This is a genomic window from Affinirhizobium lemnae, assembly GCF_022968395.1.
Lineage (GTDB): Bacteria > Pseudomonadota > Alphaproteobacteria > Rhizobiales > Rhizobiaceae > Neorhizobium > Neorhizobium lemnae.
The window spans coordinates 49461-68271 of the sequence record NZ_JALJQZ010000005.1; the positions used below are offsets into that span (position 1 = coordinate 49461).

At 56.4% G+C, this 18811-nt stretch carries 16 protein-coding genes; 6 read left to right on the top strand and 10 right to left on the bottom strand.

Annotated features, from left to right (window positions below):
- Positions 1–50 precede the first annotated feature (50 nt).
- The 4 genes from MUU53_RS04720 to odc2 all read right to left on the bottom strand — a co-directional run bounded on the left by MUU53_RS04720 (position 51) and on the right by odc2 (position 7351).
- Entirely contained in the window at positions 51–4043 is a 3993-nt protein-coding gene (locus MUU53_RS04720; RefSeq protein WP_247259855.1) for an amino acid adenylation domain-containing protein, read from the bottom strand.
- A 571-nt stretch (positions 4044–4614) separates the two neighbouring features.
- Positions 4615–5307, bottom strand: a complete 693-nt coding sequence (locus MUU53_RS04725; protein ID WP_377307108.1) for an OmpW/AlkL family protein — start codon at positions 5305–5307, stop codon at positions 4615–4617.
- A 231-nt stretch (positions 5308–5538) separates the two neighbouring features.
- Complete coding sequence (locus MUU53_RS04730; RefSeq protein ID WP_247259856.1) at positions 5539–6132, bottom strand: GNAT family N-acetyltransferase; 594 nt, start codon at positions 6130–6132, stop codon at positions 5539–5541.
- Between the two features lie 85 nt (positions 6133–6217).
- Positions 6218–7351, bottom strand: coding sequence for an ornithine/lysine decarboxylase (gene odc2, locus MUU53_RS04735; protein ID WP_247259857.1), 1134 nt, complete (start codon positions 7349–7351; stop codon positions 6218–6220).
- A 527-nt stretch (positions 7352–7878) separates the two neighbouring features.
- Here odc2 and MUU53_RS04740 point away from each other — a divergent pair.
- From MUU53_RS04740 to MUU53_RS04750, 3 genes are all read left to right on the top strand, one after another.
- Positions 7879–8772, top strand: coding sequence for a LysR family transcriptional regulator (locus MUU53_RS04740; RefSeq protein ID WP_062555773.1), 894 nt, complete (start codon positions 7879–7881; stop codon positions 8770–8772).
- Positions 8773–8866: 94 nt separating this feature from the next.
- Complete coding sequence (locus tag MUU53_RS04745; protein ID WP_247259858.1) at positions 8867–9508, top strand: DUF1007 family protein; 642 nt, start codon at positions 8867–8869, stop codon at positions 9506–9508.
- Positions 9502–10548: a nickel/cobalt transporter gene (locus MUU53_RS04750; RefSeq protein ID WP_247259859.1), complete on the top strand. Its 1047-nt coding sequence runs from the start codon at positions 9502–9504 to the stop codon at positions 10546–10548. The genes MUU53_RS04745 and MUU53_RS04750 overlap by 7 nt, the downstream gene beginning before the upstream one ends.
- A 12-nt stretch (positions 10549–10560) precedes the next feature.
- Here MUU53_RS04750 and MUU53_RS04755 read toward each other — a convergent pair whose 3' ends face one another.
- The 4 genes from MUU53_RS04755 to MUU53_RS04770 form a co-directional block, all read right to left on the bottom strand.
- Positions 10561–10767, bottom strand: coding sequence for a hypothetical protein (locus tag MUU53_RS04755; protein ID WP_062555776.1), 207 nt, complete (start codon positions 10765–10767; stop codon positions 10561–10563).
- Positions 10764–11459 carry a GNAT family N-acetyltransferase gene (locus tag MUU53_RS04760; protein ID WP_247259860.1) on the bottom strand — a complete coding sequence of 232 codons (696 nt, stop codon included), beginning with the start codon at positions 11457–11459 and terminating at the stop codon, positions 10764–10766. The genes MUU53_RS04755 and MUU53_RS04760 overlap by 4 nt, the downstream gene beginning before the upstream one ends.
- 178 nt (positions 11460–11637) lie before the next feature.
- Positions 11638–12336 carry a tellurite resistance TerB family protein gene (locus tag MUU53_RS04765; RefSeq protein ID WP_247259861.1) on the bottom strand — a complete coding sequence of 233 codons (699 nt, stop codon included), beginning with the start codon at positions 12334–12336 and terminating at the stop codon, positions 11638–11640.
- Positions 12337–12399: 63 nt separating this feature from the next.
- Positions 12400–13038, bottom strand: coding sequence for a 2-dehydro-3-deoxy-phosphogluconate aldolase (locus MUU53_RS04770; protein WP_247259862.1), 639 nt, complete (start codon positions 13036–13038; stop codon positions 12400–12402).
- 157 nt (positions 13039–13195) lie between these two features.
- Between MUU53_RS04770 and MUU53_RS04775 the strand changes: the two genes are divergently transcribed.
- From MUU53_RS04775 to trhO, 3 genes are all read left to right on the top strand, one after another.
- Positions 13196–13693, top strand: a complete 498-nt coding sequence (locus tag MUU53_RS04775; RefSeq protein ID WP_247259863.1) for a CYTH domain-containing protein — start codon at positions 13196–13198, stop codon at positions 13691–13693.
- A complete protein-coding gene (locus tag MUU53_RS04780; protein ID WP_247259864.1) occupies positions 13668–14579 on the top strand; it encodes a CHAD domain-containing protein in 912 nt (303 codons plus the stop codon). Before MUU53_RS04775 ends, MUU53_RS04780 begins: the two co-directional genes overlap by 26 nt.
- A gap of 82 nt (positions 14580–14661) precedes the next feature.
- On the top strand, positions 14662–15606 hold the full coding sequence (gene trhO, locus MUU53_RS04785) for an oxygen-dependent tRNA uridine(34) hydroxylase TrhO (protein WP_247259865.1): 945 nt from the start codon (positions 14662–14664) through the stop codon (positions 15604–15606).
- A 22-nt stretch (positions 15607–15628) separates the two neighbouring features.
- Here the strand turns inward: trhO and MUU53_RS04790 are convergent, their stop codons facing one another.
- Both MUU53_RS04790 and MUU53_RS04795 read right to left on the bottom strand, forming a co-directional pair.
- Positions 15629–17767: a putative bifunctional diguanylate cyclase/phosphodiesterase gene (locus MUU53_RS04790; protein WP_247259866.1), complete on the bottom strand. Its 2139-nt coding sequence runs from the start codon at positions 17765–17767 to the stop codon at positions 15629–15631.
- Positions 17768–18029: 262 nt separating this feature from the next.
- Entirely contained in the window at positions 18030–18779 is a 750-nt protein-coding gene (locus tag MUU53_RS04795; protein ID WP_247259867.1) for an EAL domain-containing protein, read from the bottom strand.
- Positions 18780–18811 lie beyond the last annotated feature (32 nt).

Below are 18811 nucleotides of genomic sequence, written 5' to 3' on the forward strand. Positions count from 1 at the left end.
CGTCATTCCTGCCCAACCGAAACTCACGCGTGCCAAGGGCAAAACACGATTCAAACCGCAAGTCCCACAGCCAACGTGCCGCCAACCAGTGTTTTCGTCGCAGACATAAGACCCTCGCCCGTGTTTTTCTTAGGGCTCAGCAGTTGAGCAATGACTGCAGCAATCTGTCTCGCTGGAGTAAGTTCAAGCATGTCAGCGTGGCCAGCGGCAACAGAGTGAATGTGAAGACTACCACTCGTATGTTGCTGCCAGATGGCCGGATCATATTTCAAGATCTTATTGAGACCAGGTGAACTCATAGGTAGAGCCTGGAACATATGAATATCGGTCTCGATATGCCCCGGCTGGAACCCGCTGCTGATTGTGAGATTATGCAGAATTGCATCTCTCATTCGCTCGACGATCTCTGGATTGGTTTTCCTCAATTCCTGCCGGAAAACATCGCCATCCGTTTCCCATTGATGACGGAGGAAATTCTCTAGCGCATCCACCGTCGGATCAGGTCCAAGCGCCATCATGTCGTAACCCAGAAATGCAAGCGCCTGCTGGACGAGGAAACCGCTTCTTTCTTTCAGATCCAGTTTGCCAGGTACGAACGGATAAGAGTCGAGCATCGCAAGGAACGACACGCTTTCCTCTTCAAGAGCCAGAATTCTCGTCATTTCATGAGCTACGAGACCGCCCATCGACCAGCCCAACAGTCTGTAGGGCCCCCTGGGCTGAATTGCACGTATCCGTTGCACATAATGTCTGGCGGTGGTTTCCATTGTCTCGCTCCGCCACGATTCTCCATCAAGATAAACATCGGATTGCAGTGCATAGACCGGCACATCGGGACCAAGTGCTGCGGAAAGAGATGCAAACTTCCATCCCAGACCCATAGCAGGGTGAATGCAGAACAGTGGAGTTTGTGTGCCACCCTCTCTTATGGCAAGAACTGGCTCGAACTGGTTTGCGCTACGCTGTCGGCTCATGACTTGAGCAAGCCGCGCAATGGTGAACGAATCCAGCACAGATGCAATTGGAACTTCCGGCAGCTTGGCTGCTCGCAGAGCGGAAATCAGGATCGCCGCAGTGAGTGAATCGCCCCCTAGATCGAAAAAGTTACTGTGAACTCCCACAGATTCAAGGCCAAGAATCTCGCACCAAATGGCGGCGATCTGCTTCTCCAGTTCCGTCACAGGAAGCACGATCTCGTCCTGCTTCGTCTGAGGCGGCTCCGGCAAAGCGCGGCGATCGATCTTGCCATTCGTATTCAAGGGAAAAGCATCCAGAAAAACGAAATCGGAAGGTATCATGTGGGCAGGCAGAAGGCCCGCAAGTTTATGCTGCAAAACTTTGGGACTCACTGCGGAACCGGCTTCCGCAACCATGTAGGCTAGTATTCGCACGCGGCCGGTAGAGTCCGGTCGTGCAACGATGACGGCTTCCCGGATACCTTCACAAGCAGCAAGAACAGCTTCAATCTCACGCAACTCCACACGGAAGCCGCGTATCTTTATCTGATCGTCGTTACGTCCGATGTATTCAAGCACACCATCTTCCCGCCATCTGACGAGATCGCCGGTCTTGTAAATCCTGCTGCCATCCCGCCTGAACGGATTTTCCAGGAACCGTTCGGCTGTTAGATCGGGTCGGTGCAGATAGCCCTTCGCAACTCCTAAACCGCCGATATACAGTTCACCTGGCGTACCAAGCGGCACTGGCTGAAGGCTGCGGTCCAGAACATAAATCTGGGTGTTCTGGATAGGCCGCCCAATCGGCGTCGTATCCAGATTATCGCCCGACAAAGCCATTGAAGTAGACCAGACCGTTGTCTCAGTCGGCCCGTAAACGTTCAGGACAGCGTGCCCCATAAGCGCCATTTTGCGCGCCAGATCTGGGGGCAAGGCCTCCCCCCCAACGAGCGAACGAAGACCGTGGAGGCGCCCACCAAACTCATGAGCGAGCGAGCGCCAGAGTGACGGCGTTGCTTGCAATACAGATATCTCTTCTCGCTCGATGAGAGCAATCAATCTGGCTGGATCCTTGACGATCTCGCGGCTGACAATGACGCTTGCGGCGCCTGAAATAAGAGGCAGGAAGAGTTCGAGGGCTGCAATATCGAATGCGACGGTGGTGACAGCGGCAATTTTCTCGCCCTCCCGCAGCGGCACCAAGCCTTGCATCGCCTGCAAAAAGTTGAGTAGCGAAAGATGGGAAATTTCCACACCCTTCGGTCTGCCGGTCGATCCGGATGTGAAGATCACATAGGCGGTATCCGTGCCGCTTGGCATGTAGGAAGTGACAGGACCGCGGATCTCAGGTAGCGCTTCATCGAGGAAAAAAGTCGGCCCTTGTGTGCGCGGCAGATGCGAGGCGGCGGCTCTGGTCGTCATAACCGCAGCAGTCTTTGCATCCTCGAAAATCAAACCAAGGCGATGAGCCGGGTCTTCGGGATCGACCGGCAGATACGCAGCACCCGCCTTGTGAACCGAAAGCATTGCAACTAACATTTTGCCTGAGCGCGGAACCGCTACTGCAACCAGATCACCCCGACCAATACCCGCTTGACGCAGCACTGCGGCCCATTGATCGGAAAGGCAATCCAGTTCGAAATAGCTCAGACTTCTATCATTGAATCGTACTGCAAGCGCATGAGGCGTGTCGCGCACCTGGTTACGGAAAAGTTCGATCCAGCTTTCACCGCAAACTGGCTTCTCAATTCCGTTCGACATGTGCAGAAGCTGTTGGCGCTCTTCATCCAGCAAGAGAGATATTTTGCTGATAGGCGCATCCGGCGCCGCCAAAATGGCGTCAAGAACACGCTTGAACCTCACCTCATGTAACAATAACTCATTGGCATCGTAAAGGCCGGGATTTGCATCAAAATCCACCTCAACATCCTGATCGTTACCTCGATCATAGGCGAATATGGTGAAGTCACTCATCGTGCCGTTCGACAGGTTGTGAGCGGTAGCCGGATACCCATCGAACCGTAAATCGTAATCGAAAGGTTCTATATTTACGCCAAGTCGGACCACTTGATCATCCTGACTGACCATACCAAGATCGCGTCGCATGTCTTCATAGCGGTAACGCTGATATCGCAGCGCACGCATCATTTGCTGGGAGACCTGCTTGGTCAGCTGCAGCCAGTTGAGTTCTGGCGTAAAATTGAAACGCAGCGGAACGCCGTTGGCCATCATGATCGGCAATCTGCGCATGGCTGGGCTTGTTCGCGCCGTCACCATTGTCGCCATGGTCAATTCCTCGCAATCCGTGGCTCGCGCATAATAGGCAGCAACCAGAGCGATGAGGCATTGCGGCAATGTGCAGCCGATCTCCTTACCTAAAGCAGAAAGCGCTTGAACTTGCTCGCGCGGAAGGCTGCCCCGATGGCGTAACAGACCGCCAACGACCTGACCCTGACGTTTAGCGAGAGTAACCGGCGAAGAAACGCCACTCAGTTGAGATTTCCAATAGGCACGATCCCGCTCGAACTGAACGGATTGCCTGTACTGCGCCTCAACCTCAAGCGCTTCAGTGATCGGACCGAACACACTGGGAGGCAGAGGTTCTCCCCGCTTCAAGGCCGTGTAGATCACAGCGAGACGACGCGCCAGCAAGCCGCCAGCAAAACCGTCCATAGCAACGTGGTTTGCACGGTGAAACCATATCCAATGGTTCTCACTCAAGCGTAGCAGACTGCTGTTCCATATAGCAGGATCGTCCCCTTTACGTATTTGCGCATTCATCCATTGATAAGCGGCCGCGCGGGGATGAGTCTCTGTTGAAAAATCATGTAAAGAGAATTCTTCCTCACGCTCATCCCTTATGCGGATCTTGGGAGCTCCGGCAACTTCAACAATTTGAATACGCGTTCCCTCAACCTCTCTTGATAAATGGTCAAGGCTCTGAATAAAAATTTGAGGATCTATGGGGCCGTGAATCTCAATACTTTCGGCTATGTCTAAAAGTGTATCCTTAGAAGAGAATTTTCCTTTTAACCAGACGCCTTTCTGTGCTGATGTCAACGCAATATAGTCAGATGAATTGCTCACAATAATCTCCAAATAAATACGATTATATTGCTTTCTAATGTGACAATCCAGTTACATTACTTGCGATCTGAATATTCACGTATAAGGGTGCTTTCATTTATATGAAATTTAGGGGGGTTTAGTGAAATTTAAAAAATTGAAACATCACTTCTCGGATTTTAGTGCTAACGCAGATTTACCCACAAGAGCCTAAAATTGGCTCTGCAGGATGATTAAACGTTAAAGGTGTTCCGCGTCGGAACAAATATCAAAAGTTTTGGCGTCGGAAGTGCTCCTCACGACGAAATTCCCTGCAAAAATCCTCAACGCCAGAATTTCAGATCGCGATGTTCAGACAGGAATATTTGAAGACTGGGGCTGAAATGACCGCTAGCTGTCAGCAGCACTCATAGATAAGGACACCGATATACAAGAAGCACGATCAAGTTCGCGCGCTCCATCAAACGGCATTGCAGACAAGGATGGTGGACAACACGTCCAGCGTTGTCCACCATCTCACCCCCACGGAAGAGACCTGCCACGGTGCCGGATGCCCCCATCCGAACGATTCTTCACGGAGGTAGCGTAAAAGTCAGAACCGATAGGTTACACCGGCGCCCACCAACCACGGATCAAGCTTGGCCTTGCCCGAGAGGCGGCCGAGTGTGGAATGATTGGCGCTCCAGTCGGTTTCGAGGAAGATCTTCTTCACATCGAAGTTCACGCCCCAATGTTCATTGAACATGTAGTCGAAACCGACCTGCAAGGCCGCGCCAACATGATCATCCACCTTGAGGTTGCTGAAGCCACCCTTATCGGATTCGTTATAGAAGAAGGCATAGTTGATACCTGCACCGACATAGGGCTTGAAGGCGCCGAGCTCGGTGAAATGATACTGAAGCGTGAGCGTTGGCGGCAGAATCCAGGTCTTGCCCACATTCACACCGGCCAGCGTTCCAGCACCGCCGATCTTCGAGCTCGTCGTGCCAAGGATAAGTTCGGCAGCGAGGTTATCCGTGAAGTAATAGGAAATATCGAGTTCAGGCGTGATCGAATTCGAGTACTGGAGATCCGACCCGGCAACACCGTTGACGGAACCCTTATCGTTGGGGATGACGCCCAGCGCACGAACGCGAACCTGCCAGGGGCTGTGCGCAGCCGCAACGGCGTCCTGCGCTGCCCGTGCGGGATCCGATACTCTCAAATCCGCCGCCTGCGCTGCGCCCGAAAGAAGGACCGTAGCCGCACCCATGATGGCGGCAAGGGCTGGTCCATTCCTGATCATGATATTCTCCTTGATGCGCGAGCTTGTCTGTCGAAGAGAATTTCTAGATCCGGCTGCCCTTGGTGGTATTGATCCCGATCAACACCACTTGACCATGATCAACCCGGACACCAATTCGCCACATCTCGCACATCGATTTTGCAAAAATGCAACAGCACTGACGGGAGAAAAAAGAAAACTCCCTCCTGTAGGGACAGGAGAGAGCTTTCCTGGAGATAGAGTGAGGCAGAATCAGGCGGCGCGGCGCAGAGCAGAGGAACGGGAAAGCTTGCGTCCGGATGCCGTCAGCATTCCAGCAGCACCCTCAAGCCAGCCGGCTTTGAGTTCGAGCGCGAGGAAACGTTCGCGGGCAAAAGGTCCCGGCATCACGAGATGCTGCGTTTTTTCCGCAAAGAAGCCGAAGCGCTCATAATAGGGCGCATCGCCGACCAGCAGGATTGCACCATGACCGCGGCCTGTGGCCTCAGCAATGGCAGCACGCATCAGTGCTGCGCCGATTCCCTTGCCCTCATGGGCTGGATCGACCGCCAGCGGACCAAGCAGAAGTGCATCCACAGCAACGCCATCGCGGCCGACGCCGGCTTCCACGTTCCACAGGCGAACAGTGCCGATGACATGGCCTTGGCCGTCACGGGCAACCAGAGCCAGCCCTTCCGCCGGAACACGACCCCGGCGCAGCTTTTCGGACGACTTCTTGCGACGGCCCGCTCCCATGGCACGGTCCAGCAGAGCCTCGCGGGCAACCACGTCTGCCGGTGTCTCATCGGCAATGATGTAGGATTTCGGCGCAAGCAGTGCGCGCACAGTGTCAAGAACAGCGGCCATCTTGGCCTCCGAAGCTCAAAACCGTTCAAACGGCTCAATCGGGAATGGTGAGATGCGGCTCCGGTTCGAGACCGGAGCCAACAGATCAGATGACGTAAGCCTTCAACGGATCGAAGCCATTGAAAGCAACCGCCGAATAGGTCGTCGTGTAGGCGCCGGTGCCTTCGATCAGAACCTCATCGCCCACCGTCAGAGAAATCGGCAGCGGATACATGTTCTTCTCATACAGCACGTCGGCCGAATCGCAGGTCGGCCCGGCCAGTACGCAAGGCTCCTTGGCATCACCGTCGCGATCCGTGCGGATCGGATAGCGGATGGCTTCATCCATGGTTTCTGCCAGACCACCGAACTTGCCGATATCGAGGAAAACCCAGCGATGCTCGTCATTGTCGGACTTCTTGGACACCAGCACGACTTCAGCCTTGATGACGCCTGCATTGCCCACCATGCCGCGACCGGGCTCGATGATGGTCTTCGGCAGGTTATTGCCGAAGTGCTTGCGCAGCGAAGCGAAGATGGCCTGACCGTATTCTTCCGCTGACGGAATATCGCGCAGATACTTGGTCGGGAAGCCGCCGCCCATGTTCACCATCTGCAGGAAAATGCCCTGCTTGGCGAGCTGTGCGAACACGCGCTTGGCATCCGCCAGAGCCGAATCCCAGGCATCGACCTTGGTCATCTGCGAGCCGACATGGAAGGAAACGCCGTAGGATTCCAGACCCAGCTGATGCGCGTAGACCAGAACATCGACAGCCATCTGCGGCACGCAACCGAACTTGCGCGACAGCGGCCATTCGGCGCCTTCGCCGTCCGTCAGCACGCGGCAGAACACGCGCGCACCTGGGGCAGCACGGGCAACCTTTTCCACTTCCTCGTGGCTATCGACGGCGAACAGGCCGACGCCCAGCTCGAAAGCGCGCGCAATATCGCGCTCCTTCTTGATGGTATTGCCGTAGGAGATGCGCTGCGAGGACGCGCCAGCGGCCAGCGCCATCTGGATTTCGGCAACCGATGCGCAATCGAAGTTGGAACCCAGCGAAGCCAGCAGCTTCAGGATTTCCGGCTCCGGATTTGCCTTTACAGCGTAATAGATCGCGCTATCCGGCAGGGCGTGACGAAACGCCTTGTAGTTGCCGCGGACGATATCGAGGTCCACAACCAGGCAAGGGCCTTCCGGACGTCGGGTGCGGAGGAAGTCGAGAATACGTGCAGTCGTCATCGGTCAGATCCCTATAGAGCTTCTCCGGCGAACCGGAGGACAAAGACGCGCCATAAGGTGAACGAGGCCCGGCCGGTGGAAAACCCGGTGCTTCGATCGCGCCTTATTGCGCAGGGTTTGGATCAACGCCCTGCCAAGAGCATGGATCCGGCTTTGTCTGCCATGGATTGGAGGGGATCATCCCAACCGCACTTCCGGCAATGATGGTGTGCCTCTTCAGTATTGCAGGCTGATGGAAAGCCTGCAGAGACTAGAAAGGCCCGCACCGTCGTTGCTTCAAGATGTCCTCGCATTTTCCGGTTGGCCGGAGTAGCGACTGGAGGGGTTAGTTCCAGGTACCTTACCGATTATCCTCACCACTCGAGGGTCGGCGGACACCCACAGGCACGTGCGACTTTGGGCAGCACGGTAATATGAATAATCACGGTCATAATCAAGAGGTTTTTTCAACCTCACCGCAAAATTCACATTGCACAACGACGAGTAACGCTCCACGAAAGAAACTGAATGACAAAAGGGACGAGAGTGTGGACACGCTGACGCGCATGCGCGCCTTCATAGATGTCGTCGAAGCGGAGGGCTTCTCTGCTGCCGCAAGGCGGACGGGTCGCTCGAAAGCCCTGCTTTCCAAGTATGTTCGCGAGTTGGAAGACGATCTGGGAGCCCTGCTTCTGAACCGTACGACACGGCAGTTTTCACTGACCGAAGCGGGCCACACCTATTATCGTAGCGCCTCCGACATCCTTAAGGAGATCGACAATCTGTCTGATCTCGTACGGGAGGGGAATGCTGATCTCAAGGGACGCCTGCGCCTTTCCGTGCCCCGTACCTTCGTGGACGCCGATGTGGGCCAGTCGCTGATCGACTTCGCTAAGCATCACCCGGATGTGTCTCTCGAGATCGTGGCAGAAGACCGATTCGTGGATCTGATCGAGGAAGGTTTTGACCTTGCGATTCGCGTGACCCGGCTGGAAGATTCAGGCATGATCGCCCGCAAGCTGGCTGATTTCCGCATCTACGCCTGTGCGACGGCCGAGTATCTCGTCCGTCATGGACCGATCAATCATCCGCAGGATCTTTCCGGCAAGCCGGTGATCATCGACACCAATGCCCGCACGCACAATCACCTGCGTTTCCGCGATCCGCAGGGGGGAACGATCTCGGTGTCTGTCTCCGGCCAAATCGAAGTCAACAGTCCACAGGCGACGCTTCGCGCCGCGAAGGCAGGAATAGGCATTGCGCTCATTCCTGATTTCATTGCCAAGAATGCCATCGAATCAGGTGAGCTTGTTGCTGTCCTTGACGATTTCATCTTCCGCGACCGCGGCATCTACGCCGTCTATCCCCATCGCCGCTATCTACCCGCCAAGGTCAGAAGTTTCGTCGATTTCCTTCACAACTGGTTCCGCAAATCGGCATGAGGAAGAGCTGATACTGAAGGTGGATTGACGACAGCCGAAATTCCGTCCCATTTGCGGAAGAGAGCTTTGCGGCATCAGCAACGTGGATTCGGAAATGATCAAGAAACGGTGGCTTGCAGCCGCCCTGTTGGGCTTAACTCCGGTCTCTGCCGAAGCGCATCCACACATCTTCGTGGAGGCACGCATGGAAGTGCTGGCCAACGACAAGGGCGAACTGACCGAAGTACGCAATGTCTGGCGTTTCGACGAGTTGTTTTCCTCCAGCGTCCTTCTGGATTTCGACAAGAACACCAACGGTAAGCTGGATGATTCGGAACTCGCCGAACTTGGCGAGACGATGCGCACCTCGCTTGCGGACTTCCATTACTTCACGACGATCACGCAGGACGGAAAGAACATCCCGGTCCTTAAGCCGGATGTCATCCATGTCAGCGTGCAGGACCAGCAGGTTCTCGCCTTCTTCGCCGTCAAACCGTCGCAGCCGGTTCACCTCAAGGGCCGACTGGCCTTCGGCATCTACGATCCGTCGCTGTATACCTCGATCGATTTCCCCAATGACGCAGATCTTGTCCAGGAAGGAAAAAGCTTTGCAGCCTGCAAGAGGCAGGTCGTGCGCCCCAATCCGGATGAGGTGATCTCCCAGAACCAGGCCTCGCTGACTGATGCCTTCTTCAACGATCCGTCAGGCACGGACATGACCAAACTGTTTGCAACACGTCTGGAGGTGACATGCTGAGGAAGCGATCCATCGTCATCGCGGGCTGCCTGATCCTCGGCGTGGCCATCGCCGCCCATGCGCAATCGCCGCTGGGAGTTGGAACGGCAGAGCCATCTTTCAACACGGGTGGTTTCCTCGGTCCCTTCCTCGGCTGGATCAATGCCTGGCAACAAAGCTTCTATCGCGCCTTGACCGGTTCGCTGAGGGCCATGCGGGAAGACCCATGGGCGCTGAAAACGTTGATCGGCCTCTCTTTCGCCTATGGCGTGTTTCATGCCGCAGGCCCCGGCCACGGCAAGGCTGTGATCTCCTCCTACATGATCGCGAATGAGACGGCGCTGAAGCGCGGCATCATGATCTCGCTGATCTCGGCCCTGCTCCAGGGCGTGGCGGCAATCGGCCTCGTCTTGGTGGCCTATCTGCTTCTGCGCGGCTCCGGCATTACCATGACCAAGGCCACCTGGGCTATGGAACTGGCAAGCTTCGGCATGGTCACGCTGTTTGGCCTCTGGCTGCTGGGGCGAAAACTCTATGAACTGCGCCCGCGCTATTCCTCGCTGCCGATTTTTGCCAACGCCACTCCCGGCACAGGCGCAACCGGGCTGAACTTTCAGGCCATCGAAGTGGGCCATGACCACGCGGACCTAGCACCCGGCACCTATTGTGCTGATTGCGGCGAACTGCATATTCCCGATCCGGCGGCGCTGAAATCCAAGGATTTCAGCCTGCATGAAGCCTGGTCGGCCATAATCGCGGTCGGACTTCGTCCCTGCTCCGGCGCCATCCTCGTCATGAGCTTTTCGCTTTTGAACGGGCTCTATCTGGGAGGTGCGCTTTCCGTGCTCGCCATGTCGCTGGGCACTGCCATCACCGTCTCGATCCTGGCGATCATCGCCGTTGGCGCGAAGGATCTTGCCGTTCGTCTTGCAGGCCCACGGTCACGCGGCGCGCGCCTCGTTTCCAACGGTATCGAGGTCTTCGGCGCACTGTTCATCGTACTGGTGGGCGCCACCCTGCTGGCGGCATCGCTTCAGGGCAGCATGGTGCAGGGTGGCTGAACCGAAGCGGTATCAGTCGCGCTTGCGCTGATGCCGTGCCCTCAGCCAGAAGATGGCGAAAAACGAGAGGACTGCCACCGTGCCGAAGGCCGCTGCAAGCCACGGTGAGAAATCCGCCAGCCAGAGCATGATGGCGGGCATCGCGAAGAATAGCAGCAGAAAGCCAAAGAAAATGACGGCGGCCGCAATGGCGGGCGATTTCTGGCCCTGCCCGCTCATGCTGCTTGCTCCTGAAGTTCAGCGCGAATCTCTTCCAGGCGCCGCTTCTGGTGACCATGGTCGTCAAAATTTGATGGATCGAGCCATGCCTCGAAGGCTTTGGCCAAAACCGGCCATTCGCCATCGATCATCGAGAACCAGGCCGTATCACGGTTGGCTCCGCGCGAAATCATGTGCTGGCGGAAAACGCCTTCGAACGTGAAGCCATAGCGCAGAGCCGTGCGCTTGCTCGGCTCGTTCTCATTATGGCATTTCCATTCGTAGCGCCGATAACCGAGATCTTCGAACACATGCCGCGCCAGCAGATAGTGCGCTTCCGTCGACAGCGGCGAGCGCGTCATGCCGGCACCATGCGCGATGGAACCAACCTCGATGACACCGTTTGCGGGATCGGGACGCATCAGCGTGCCCATGCCGACTACTTCGCCATCTTCCTTGTCCCGGAAGACGAAGGTCAGGTAACCGAGTCGCGTGTTGATATCGTCGATCCAGTCTGCAAACTCATCCGGCGTCCGATAGGTCTTGTTGGGAAAATAGCGGATGAGATCGTTGATCCCCTCCTCGCCACCAAGCGCATTCCATAGGGTGATGCGGTGAACTGCCCGCTCATACGGCTCGGCAATGACATAGCGCCCTTCCAGGCGCACAGGTGCCGGCGCCGGGCAGCCCTTGAAATTCGCAAGATCGCGCATTGTGTTTAATCCCCTCACTCTTGGGCTGAAGGATTAAGCGAGGCAGGCGGCAAAAACAACTGCGCCGCATGCCGCACCGCTAGTAGAATGAATTTGACATTTGGTTTCCGCTCAACGCACGCTCTCAAAGCAAATGTCGGAATCGAACCACTAGTTTATCCCGAGCGGGAGACGTCGTTTACAGACTGACCTTGGCAGAAGACACCGTCGCCTCGATATGATCGACCAGCGGATCTGGCAGTCTTAGTCGACCTGCCAGAAGATCGAGATAGCCGCGCTCCGCCCTGGTATCCGGGTCTATTGCCAGGCGGGACGCGGTGTAGATCTCGACGCGTTGCTCCTCGGTTCGACCGGCGGCCACAAGCGCATCCAGGTCGATCGGGTCCGCAAGCTCCTTGGACAAAAATGCCTCGGCTTCCGCACCAAGATCGACCTCGTGGACCTTCTCCATGATCTTCTGCCGTTCGAAGGCATCGATATGGCCATCCGCCTTGGCGGCAGCGATCATTGCGCGCAGAAGCGTCAGCGCAAAATCATTGCTGAGTGAAGGTGATTCGAAATTGAAGGGAGAATCGGCTGGAGGCTGAAGCGCGGACGGATCCACCGGGCCGAACTGCGGCGCCTTTCCGGATTGGTAATTGCGGTAGGCAAGATAACCGAGGCCAGCGACCGCAGCGACGCCACCAAGCGTTGCAACATTACCGGCGAGCTTTCGTCCTGTCTTCGTTCCCAGAAGGGCAGCGGCAAGCGCGCCTGCCTTCATTGGATTGTTGCGAGCAAAGCCGCCCACCTGATCGGCACGCCCCTTGACTGAACCGGAAAGGCCCGGGATCTGCGAGCCAAGGAACTGATCCAAAAGCTTCTTCGCGTCGAACATTCATCTTCTCCCTGTTGGTCTTTAGGCAAGAGATAGGAAGCCCGACGCGAAATACAAAGGCGTTCAGCCCTTCAATGCCGCCGCCTCTGATGCCAGTTTCGTGATCCCGGCCCAATCGCCAGCCGAAACAAGTTCCTTCGGAGCGACCCAGGATCCACCTACGCAAACCACATTCGGCAGGCTGAGATAGTCCCGAGCATTCTTCAGCGAGATGCCACCCGTCGGGCAGAAGAGCGTCCCGGCCAAGGGCGAGGACAAAGCCTTCAGGTAAGCGGAACCACCAGCCTGCTCGGCCGGGAAGAATTTCAGGACATCATAACCGGCCTCGCGAAGCTTCATCACTTCGCTGGCCGTCGCAGCACCCGGCAGGAGCGGCACGGAACTGTCCTTTGCCGCAGACAGGACACCCGGCGCGACGCCAGGGCTGACGATGAAGGTTGATCCCGCCTTCACGGCAGCATCGAAATCACGACCGTTCAGAATGGTTCCGGCACCGACATTGGCGCCTTCGACTTCTGCCGCAACTGCCTTCACCGCATCAAGAGCGGCGGGCGTGCGCATCGTGATCTCGATTGCACGCAGGCCACCGGCAACGAGCGCCCGCGCAAGAGGAACAGCCGAGGCAACATCTTCCACGATCAGAACCGGCACGACCGGCTGGAGCTTGAGAATGGACAGAAGGCTTTCGGTTTTGCTGCTCATCATGGACCTCCCGGAGGGTGATTTTGAAACGATTGAAAAACCCTTAGTGCTCCTGCGGCGAGGTGTCGAGCGGAAAAACCGCCTGCTTTCCGTTCTCGCTCTGGTTTGCGCGCGAAGTTTACAATAGGTTGTCGCAAGAGACGCGATAGGGAAGCTTATGGCCAAGGAAATCGAGCGCAAGTTTCTGGTTCGGTCCGATGATTGGCGCACCAAATCGGTATCGAGGGCCAAACTGATGCAGGCCTACATCACCGTGAACGAGGACCGCAATGTCCGTGTCCGGTTGATCGAGGGGACGTCAGCACGCCTGACCATCAAGGTCGGCAAAAGCGCGATGGTGCGCGATGAATTCGAGTATGAAATCCCCGTCAGGGATGCGGAAGAGCTGACCTCATCCGCCATTGGAATCGTCATCGAGAAGGTTCGCCACAGGGTTCCGGTCGCAGGCAAGACCTTCGAAATCGATGTCTATGAGGGCTTCTATTCCGGCCTTATCGTTGCGGAGGTTGAACTGGAAAGCGAACAGGACCATTTCGAGCGTCCATCCTGGCTCGGTGAGGAAGTAACCGGCGACCGCCGCTATTCGAACATGATGTTGGCCACGAATGATCTGGCATCGGAGTTGATCCATGGCGTTTCGCATCAAGCCCTCTAGATCCTTCCCGCAGGAGTTTCGCCGCGTCACGCGCTCTCAGTTGAACGCGGCAATCGAAAAGCTGCAAAAGCGCGAGCATGGCGTTCATGAGGCTATTCACGCCGCACGCAAGCGCTTCAAGCGTGTGCGTGCGCTCTACCGGCTGGTCGAACCTGACGCAAAAGAGTTCCGCCATCGGGAGAATGCAAGCATCCGAGACATGGCGAGGAGCCTTTCCACGGTGCGGGATGCGACTGCACTGGTCGAGACACTCGATTATCTCCAGTCGGTGACGGATCAACCGGACGAACTTCGATCGCTGGCAGAGGTTCAATCATGCTTGCGCGATCGCCGCGACCGGATCGCAAGCGAGGAAGAGCACGATCTGGAGCACAAGTTGAGCGACGCGGTTGTGACCTGTACCGATGCAGTAGCAGCGCTTGACGAGCTGGAGATTTCCGTAAGCAGGGCAAGAACCGCCCGGCGGCTGGAACGGGTGTGGGCGAAGCAGCTGCGAAAGGCTCAGCGTGCAATTGCTAACTGTCACGAAACACGCGCCGAGGATGCCTTTCACGAACTGCGCAAATGCGGCCAGATCTACTGGATGCATCTGGCAATCCTGAGAGATCTTTGGCCGACCGCCATGAAGGCAAAGGAAAGCGAGGCCCGCGCGCTCGTCGCGCTGCTCGGTCATGAGCATGATCTCAGCGTGTTGTTGCAGGTGATCAATGAAGACCCGGCGCTGGTGCCGGATAGTGACAGTCTCGCGCATCTTTATGCCGCCATTATCCGCAGCCAGCAATCTCTGCGGGAACAGGCGTTGGACCGTGCAAGCCATGTCTTTGCCGAGGATCCTGCCCGCGAAGCCAGCATTATCGCAACGCTCTGGAGCGAAGCATCGGACTGAAAAAGCGCCTGATTGTACCAGTTTAAGGCTGAATCTCGGAATTCCGTTGATTTGCGGGCTCCAAGGGATTATTTCGCCAGTCATGACCGACATCACCAACTCCTCCGCAGGCGCGGAACCGGGCTCGTTCCTCGTTGCAGCGCTATATCATTTTGCCCGCTTCGAAGGCTTCGTGGATTTCCGCGAGCCGCTGCAAACCCTGTGTGATGAAACCGGCGTGAAAGGCACTCTGCTGCTGGCGCACGAAGGCATCAACGGCACCATAGCCGGAACCGATACGGCTATTGCCAGCGTGCTTTCGTTCATTCGCACCCGACCGGAATTCGCAAATCTCGAGCACAAGGAAAGCCGCGCATCCAAGATGCCGTTCCTGCGCATGAAGGTCAGGCTAAAGAAGGAAATCGTGACGATGGGCGTCGAGAATATCGACCCCAACCGGATCGTTGGAACCTATGTCGATCCGAAAGACTGGAATGCGCTGATCTCCGATCCGGAGACGATCCTGATCGATACACGCAACGACTATGAAACGGCGATCGGCATCTTCAAGGGTGCGGTCGATCCGCAGACAAAGACCTTCCGCGAGTTTCCTGATTGGGTCCGCAACAATTCCGGCCTGCACAACAAGCCAAAGATTGCCATGTATTGCACAGGCGGCATTCGCTGCGAAAAAGCAACGGCCTTCATGAAAGAGCAAGGCTTCGACGAGGTCTATCACCTCAAGGGCGGCATCCTGAAATATCTGGAAGAAGTACCGGAAGAAGAAAGCCTCTGGGAAGGCGCCTGCTTTGTCTTCGATGAACGTGTCTCCGTGACGCACGGCCTGAAGGAAGGTAATCACAAGCTCTGCCATGCCTGCCGTGAGCCACTGACGCCCGAGCACCGCGCCTCACCTCTGTTCGAGGAAGGCGTCTGCTGCCCAAACTGCTATGACATGCGCACGGAAGCTGATCGTGACCGCTATCGTCAACGGCAAAAGCAAATCGCGCTTGCCAAAAAGCGCGGCGAAAAGCATCTGGGAAGCTGAACGGACAGGAAGGAGTCAAAGCCTATTCGGCCGCTCGCATTTTTGGTAGAGAATCGTAGCTCTGGCGGACGATGCGCGTAATCTCTTCCGCTGGGCTTGGTCGTCCAAACAGATAGCCCTGCAGCAGTTCGCACCCCGCAAGCCTGAGCGCATCCGCCTGTGCTCCAGTCTCCACACCCTCTGCCGTCACGGGCATATCCAGCGCGCGCGCGAGCGCAACTGTTGCATGGAGGAGTTCAGCAGAGCGCTGGTTTTCGGTAATATCCTGAACGAGCGTCTTGTCGATCTTGACCCGGTCGAACCCGAACTGGCGAAGATAACCCACGCTCGAAAAGCCCGCGCCAAAATCATCCAGAGCTACGCGAATGCCCATGCCGCGCAGCATTTCAAGCGTCTGACGGGCACGTGCCGGGTTCTGGATAAAATAGGTTTCGGTCAATTCAAGAGTGAGCCGCCTTGGTTCAATATCCGCCGCTTGCAGGATTTCTTCCACCCGACCGACGAAGGCAGGATCCCGGAACTGGCCGGGTGATACGTTAACCGAGAGGGTGAGTTCAGGCCACTGGCGCAGTTCGAAACAGGCCGATCTCAGGACGCACATGCCAAGGAGATCGATCAGTCCCGTGCTTTCCGCGACCGGGATGAAGACATCCGGCGAAACGGGTCCATACCCTTCGCGCGTCCAGCGGGCCAACGCCTCCACACCGGCAATGCGGCCATTATTGGAACGCACGAAAGGCTGATAGGCAACGCCAATCTCCTGCCGCTCAATCGCCGCGCGCAGATCCAGTTCCAGCTGGTTGCGCATTTCGCGCTCATCATCCATCGAGGGGTCGTAGAGCGTCCAGCGCCCGCGACCGTCTTCCTTCGAGCGATACATGGCCATGTCGGCCCGCCGAATGAGTTCCTCGGTGACGACGAGTCCCTTGCGCGATACGGAAAGCCCAATGCTGCAACCAATGACGGCGACGCGCTCACCAATCACCAGCGGCTCGCTCAGAAATTCGAGAATACGCTCAGAAAGCTCTGATGCCTTCTTGTGAACATCAAAGCCAGAAAATGCTATGGCAAATTCATCGCCGCCCACGCGGGCGAGAACCGTTCCTTCGTGGCAAAGCACTTTGAGGCCGGCAGAAACGCACCTGATCAGAAGATCACCGGTCGCATGACCATAAGCGTCGTTTACTTCCTTGAACCCGTCGAGATCGAGGTAGAGAAGTGCGACATCATGGTTTTCCTGCTGGGCATACGCCACCAATTGCTGCAAACCGCTAAACAGGCCGCCTCGATTGGCGAGTCCGCTGAGACGATCGGTCAGCGAGAGACGCACGGCAGCCGCCTCATCCGCACTCATCCGCTTCAACGCCTGGCTGCCACTCACGAACAGAAGTGCCATATAGATAGCGATCATAAGTACGGCGCACCATACAAGTGGCCGAACCAGCGCAAGACTGGCATCACCGGGATATCGTGGCACCCAGGATAATGCTGCCAACTGCTCTCCCTGCGGATTGAAAAGTTCGACGCGGTGGGAACTCCGCTCGTGTCCAAGTTCCAGGGTCAGACCAGGAAGCACGTAGGCCTGTGAAAGGCGCGTGACCGTCGTATCTGTCAAATGACGCAGGAAGACGACATAGCGGCTGTCTTCCAGCAGGCCGACGCGCTCACCGGATTTCTTGCGGATCAGGCCAACAGCAATCGCTGCAATGCCGGATTTTGTCCGGGCAAAGCCGGTCGCTTCCGGATAGTCAGTATGACGCGTTGCCCTTACCCGCTCAAACAGTGTGCGCACATCCACCGTCAAATAATCATCGAGCTTCTGCTTGATATCTTCGCCATTGGCATGAGCCGTCAATGCGTTACCTTGGTGATCGAGAATGATTGCCGCATCGAAAAGCTCGCTATTGAAGCTCATGTCGCCGAAGTTGCGCTTGAGCCAATCCAGATCCGGCTCGATGTAAGCGGACTGCACGGCATCATCCCAGGCTGCATAGTCGTGGAGGGTCGCGGCAAGCTGGTCCTGGAAGGTGCGAACTGCGCCGGTCACTGCCTCGCGTGACCGGTCCTCGTCCAGCTGGTTCGCGTAATGGGCAACGCGGTCCAGAGCCGTAAAGACCATCGATGAAACGCAGATCATCACAGCGCCAAAAATGAGCAGCATCGAGCGAACCGCCGATCGCCGATCGACCTTCGCTGCGGATTGCTTGAACTGGGATGAGACAAACCGCATTTATACGCCCCGATACATCAGGCGACTTTGAACGCTAACCGTTCGATTTTGGTTAAATTTCATCGCGTGATTCGGTGGAAATGCAAACTGAACCAAGCATCATAATGCAATAGCTCGAAACGGTTCGCCGACTCCCGTTCCGTCAGCACTTGAAATATGAGCCAAGGCGCCCCCACTACAATCAAAGCGTGCATCATGCAGCGAGATTGAAACCTCGCTCAAACCGTTCGAATGCCGGCTTGGCAAGCACGTAGCCCTGTATCAAGGACACTCCGAAATCCTGCAGAACCTGCAATTCTCCTGCGGTCTCAACTCCTTCACAGATGGGTTCGATGCCTAGATCGGCAAGCATGGCCAGGATATGTCGCACGACCTTGCGTTTGGCCTCATCAAGGTCAATATCGCGGATCAGTTCCATATCAAGCTTCACGAGATCCGGCTGAAAGCGCGCCAGGAGATTGAGACCCGAATAGCCGGCACCGAAGTCGTCGATCGCAGTCTTGAAACCCATGCTGCGATAGGCCTTCAGGATCTTCAAAAGATGTTCGGGATCGACCCGCTCGTTCTCGCAGAATTCGAATATGATACGTTCGAGCGGAAAGTTGTACTGCTCCGCAGTTGCCAGCGTCATACGGATGCATGCTCGCGGCTCGTAGACAGCGTTGGGCATGAAGTTGATCGACAGCATTTCTGAGGACCGTGGATCATAGAGCTTTGCAGCCAGTTGAATGGCGGTGACCCTGCATTTCTGATCAAAGGCGTAGCGTGTCTTTTCGTCGACGCGCGAAAGAACGCTACCTGCTCCGGCACCGTCCACACCGCGAACCAGCGCTTCAAAGGCAAAGGGCTGCCAGGTGCGTGTGTTGACGATCGGCTGGAAAGCCATGGAAATATCGAAGTCCAGTCCTTGGCCGTCGCGGCAGCCTGCACATTGAGCCGACATGATGAAACTCCCGTTTTCACGATCATTTCATA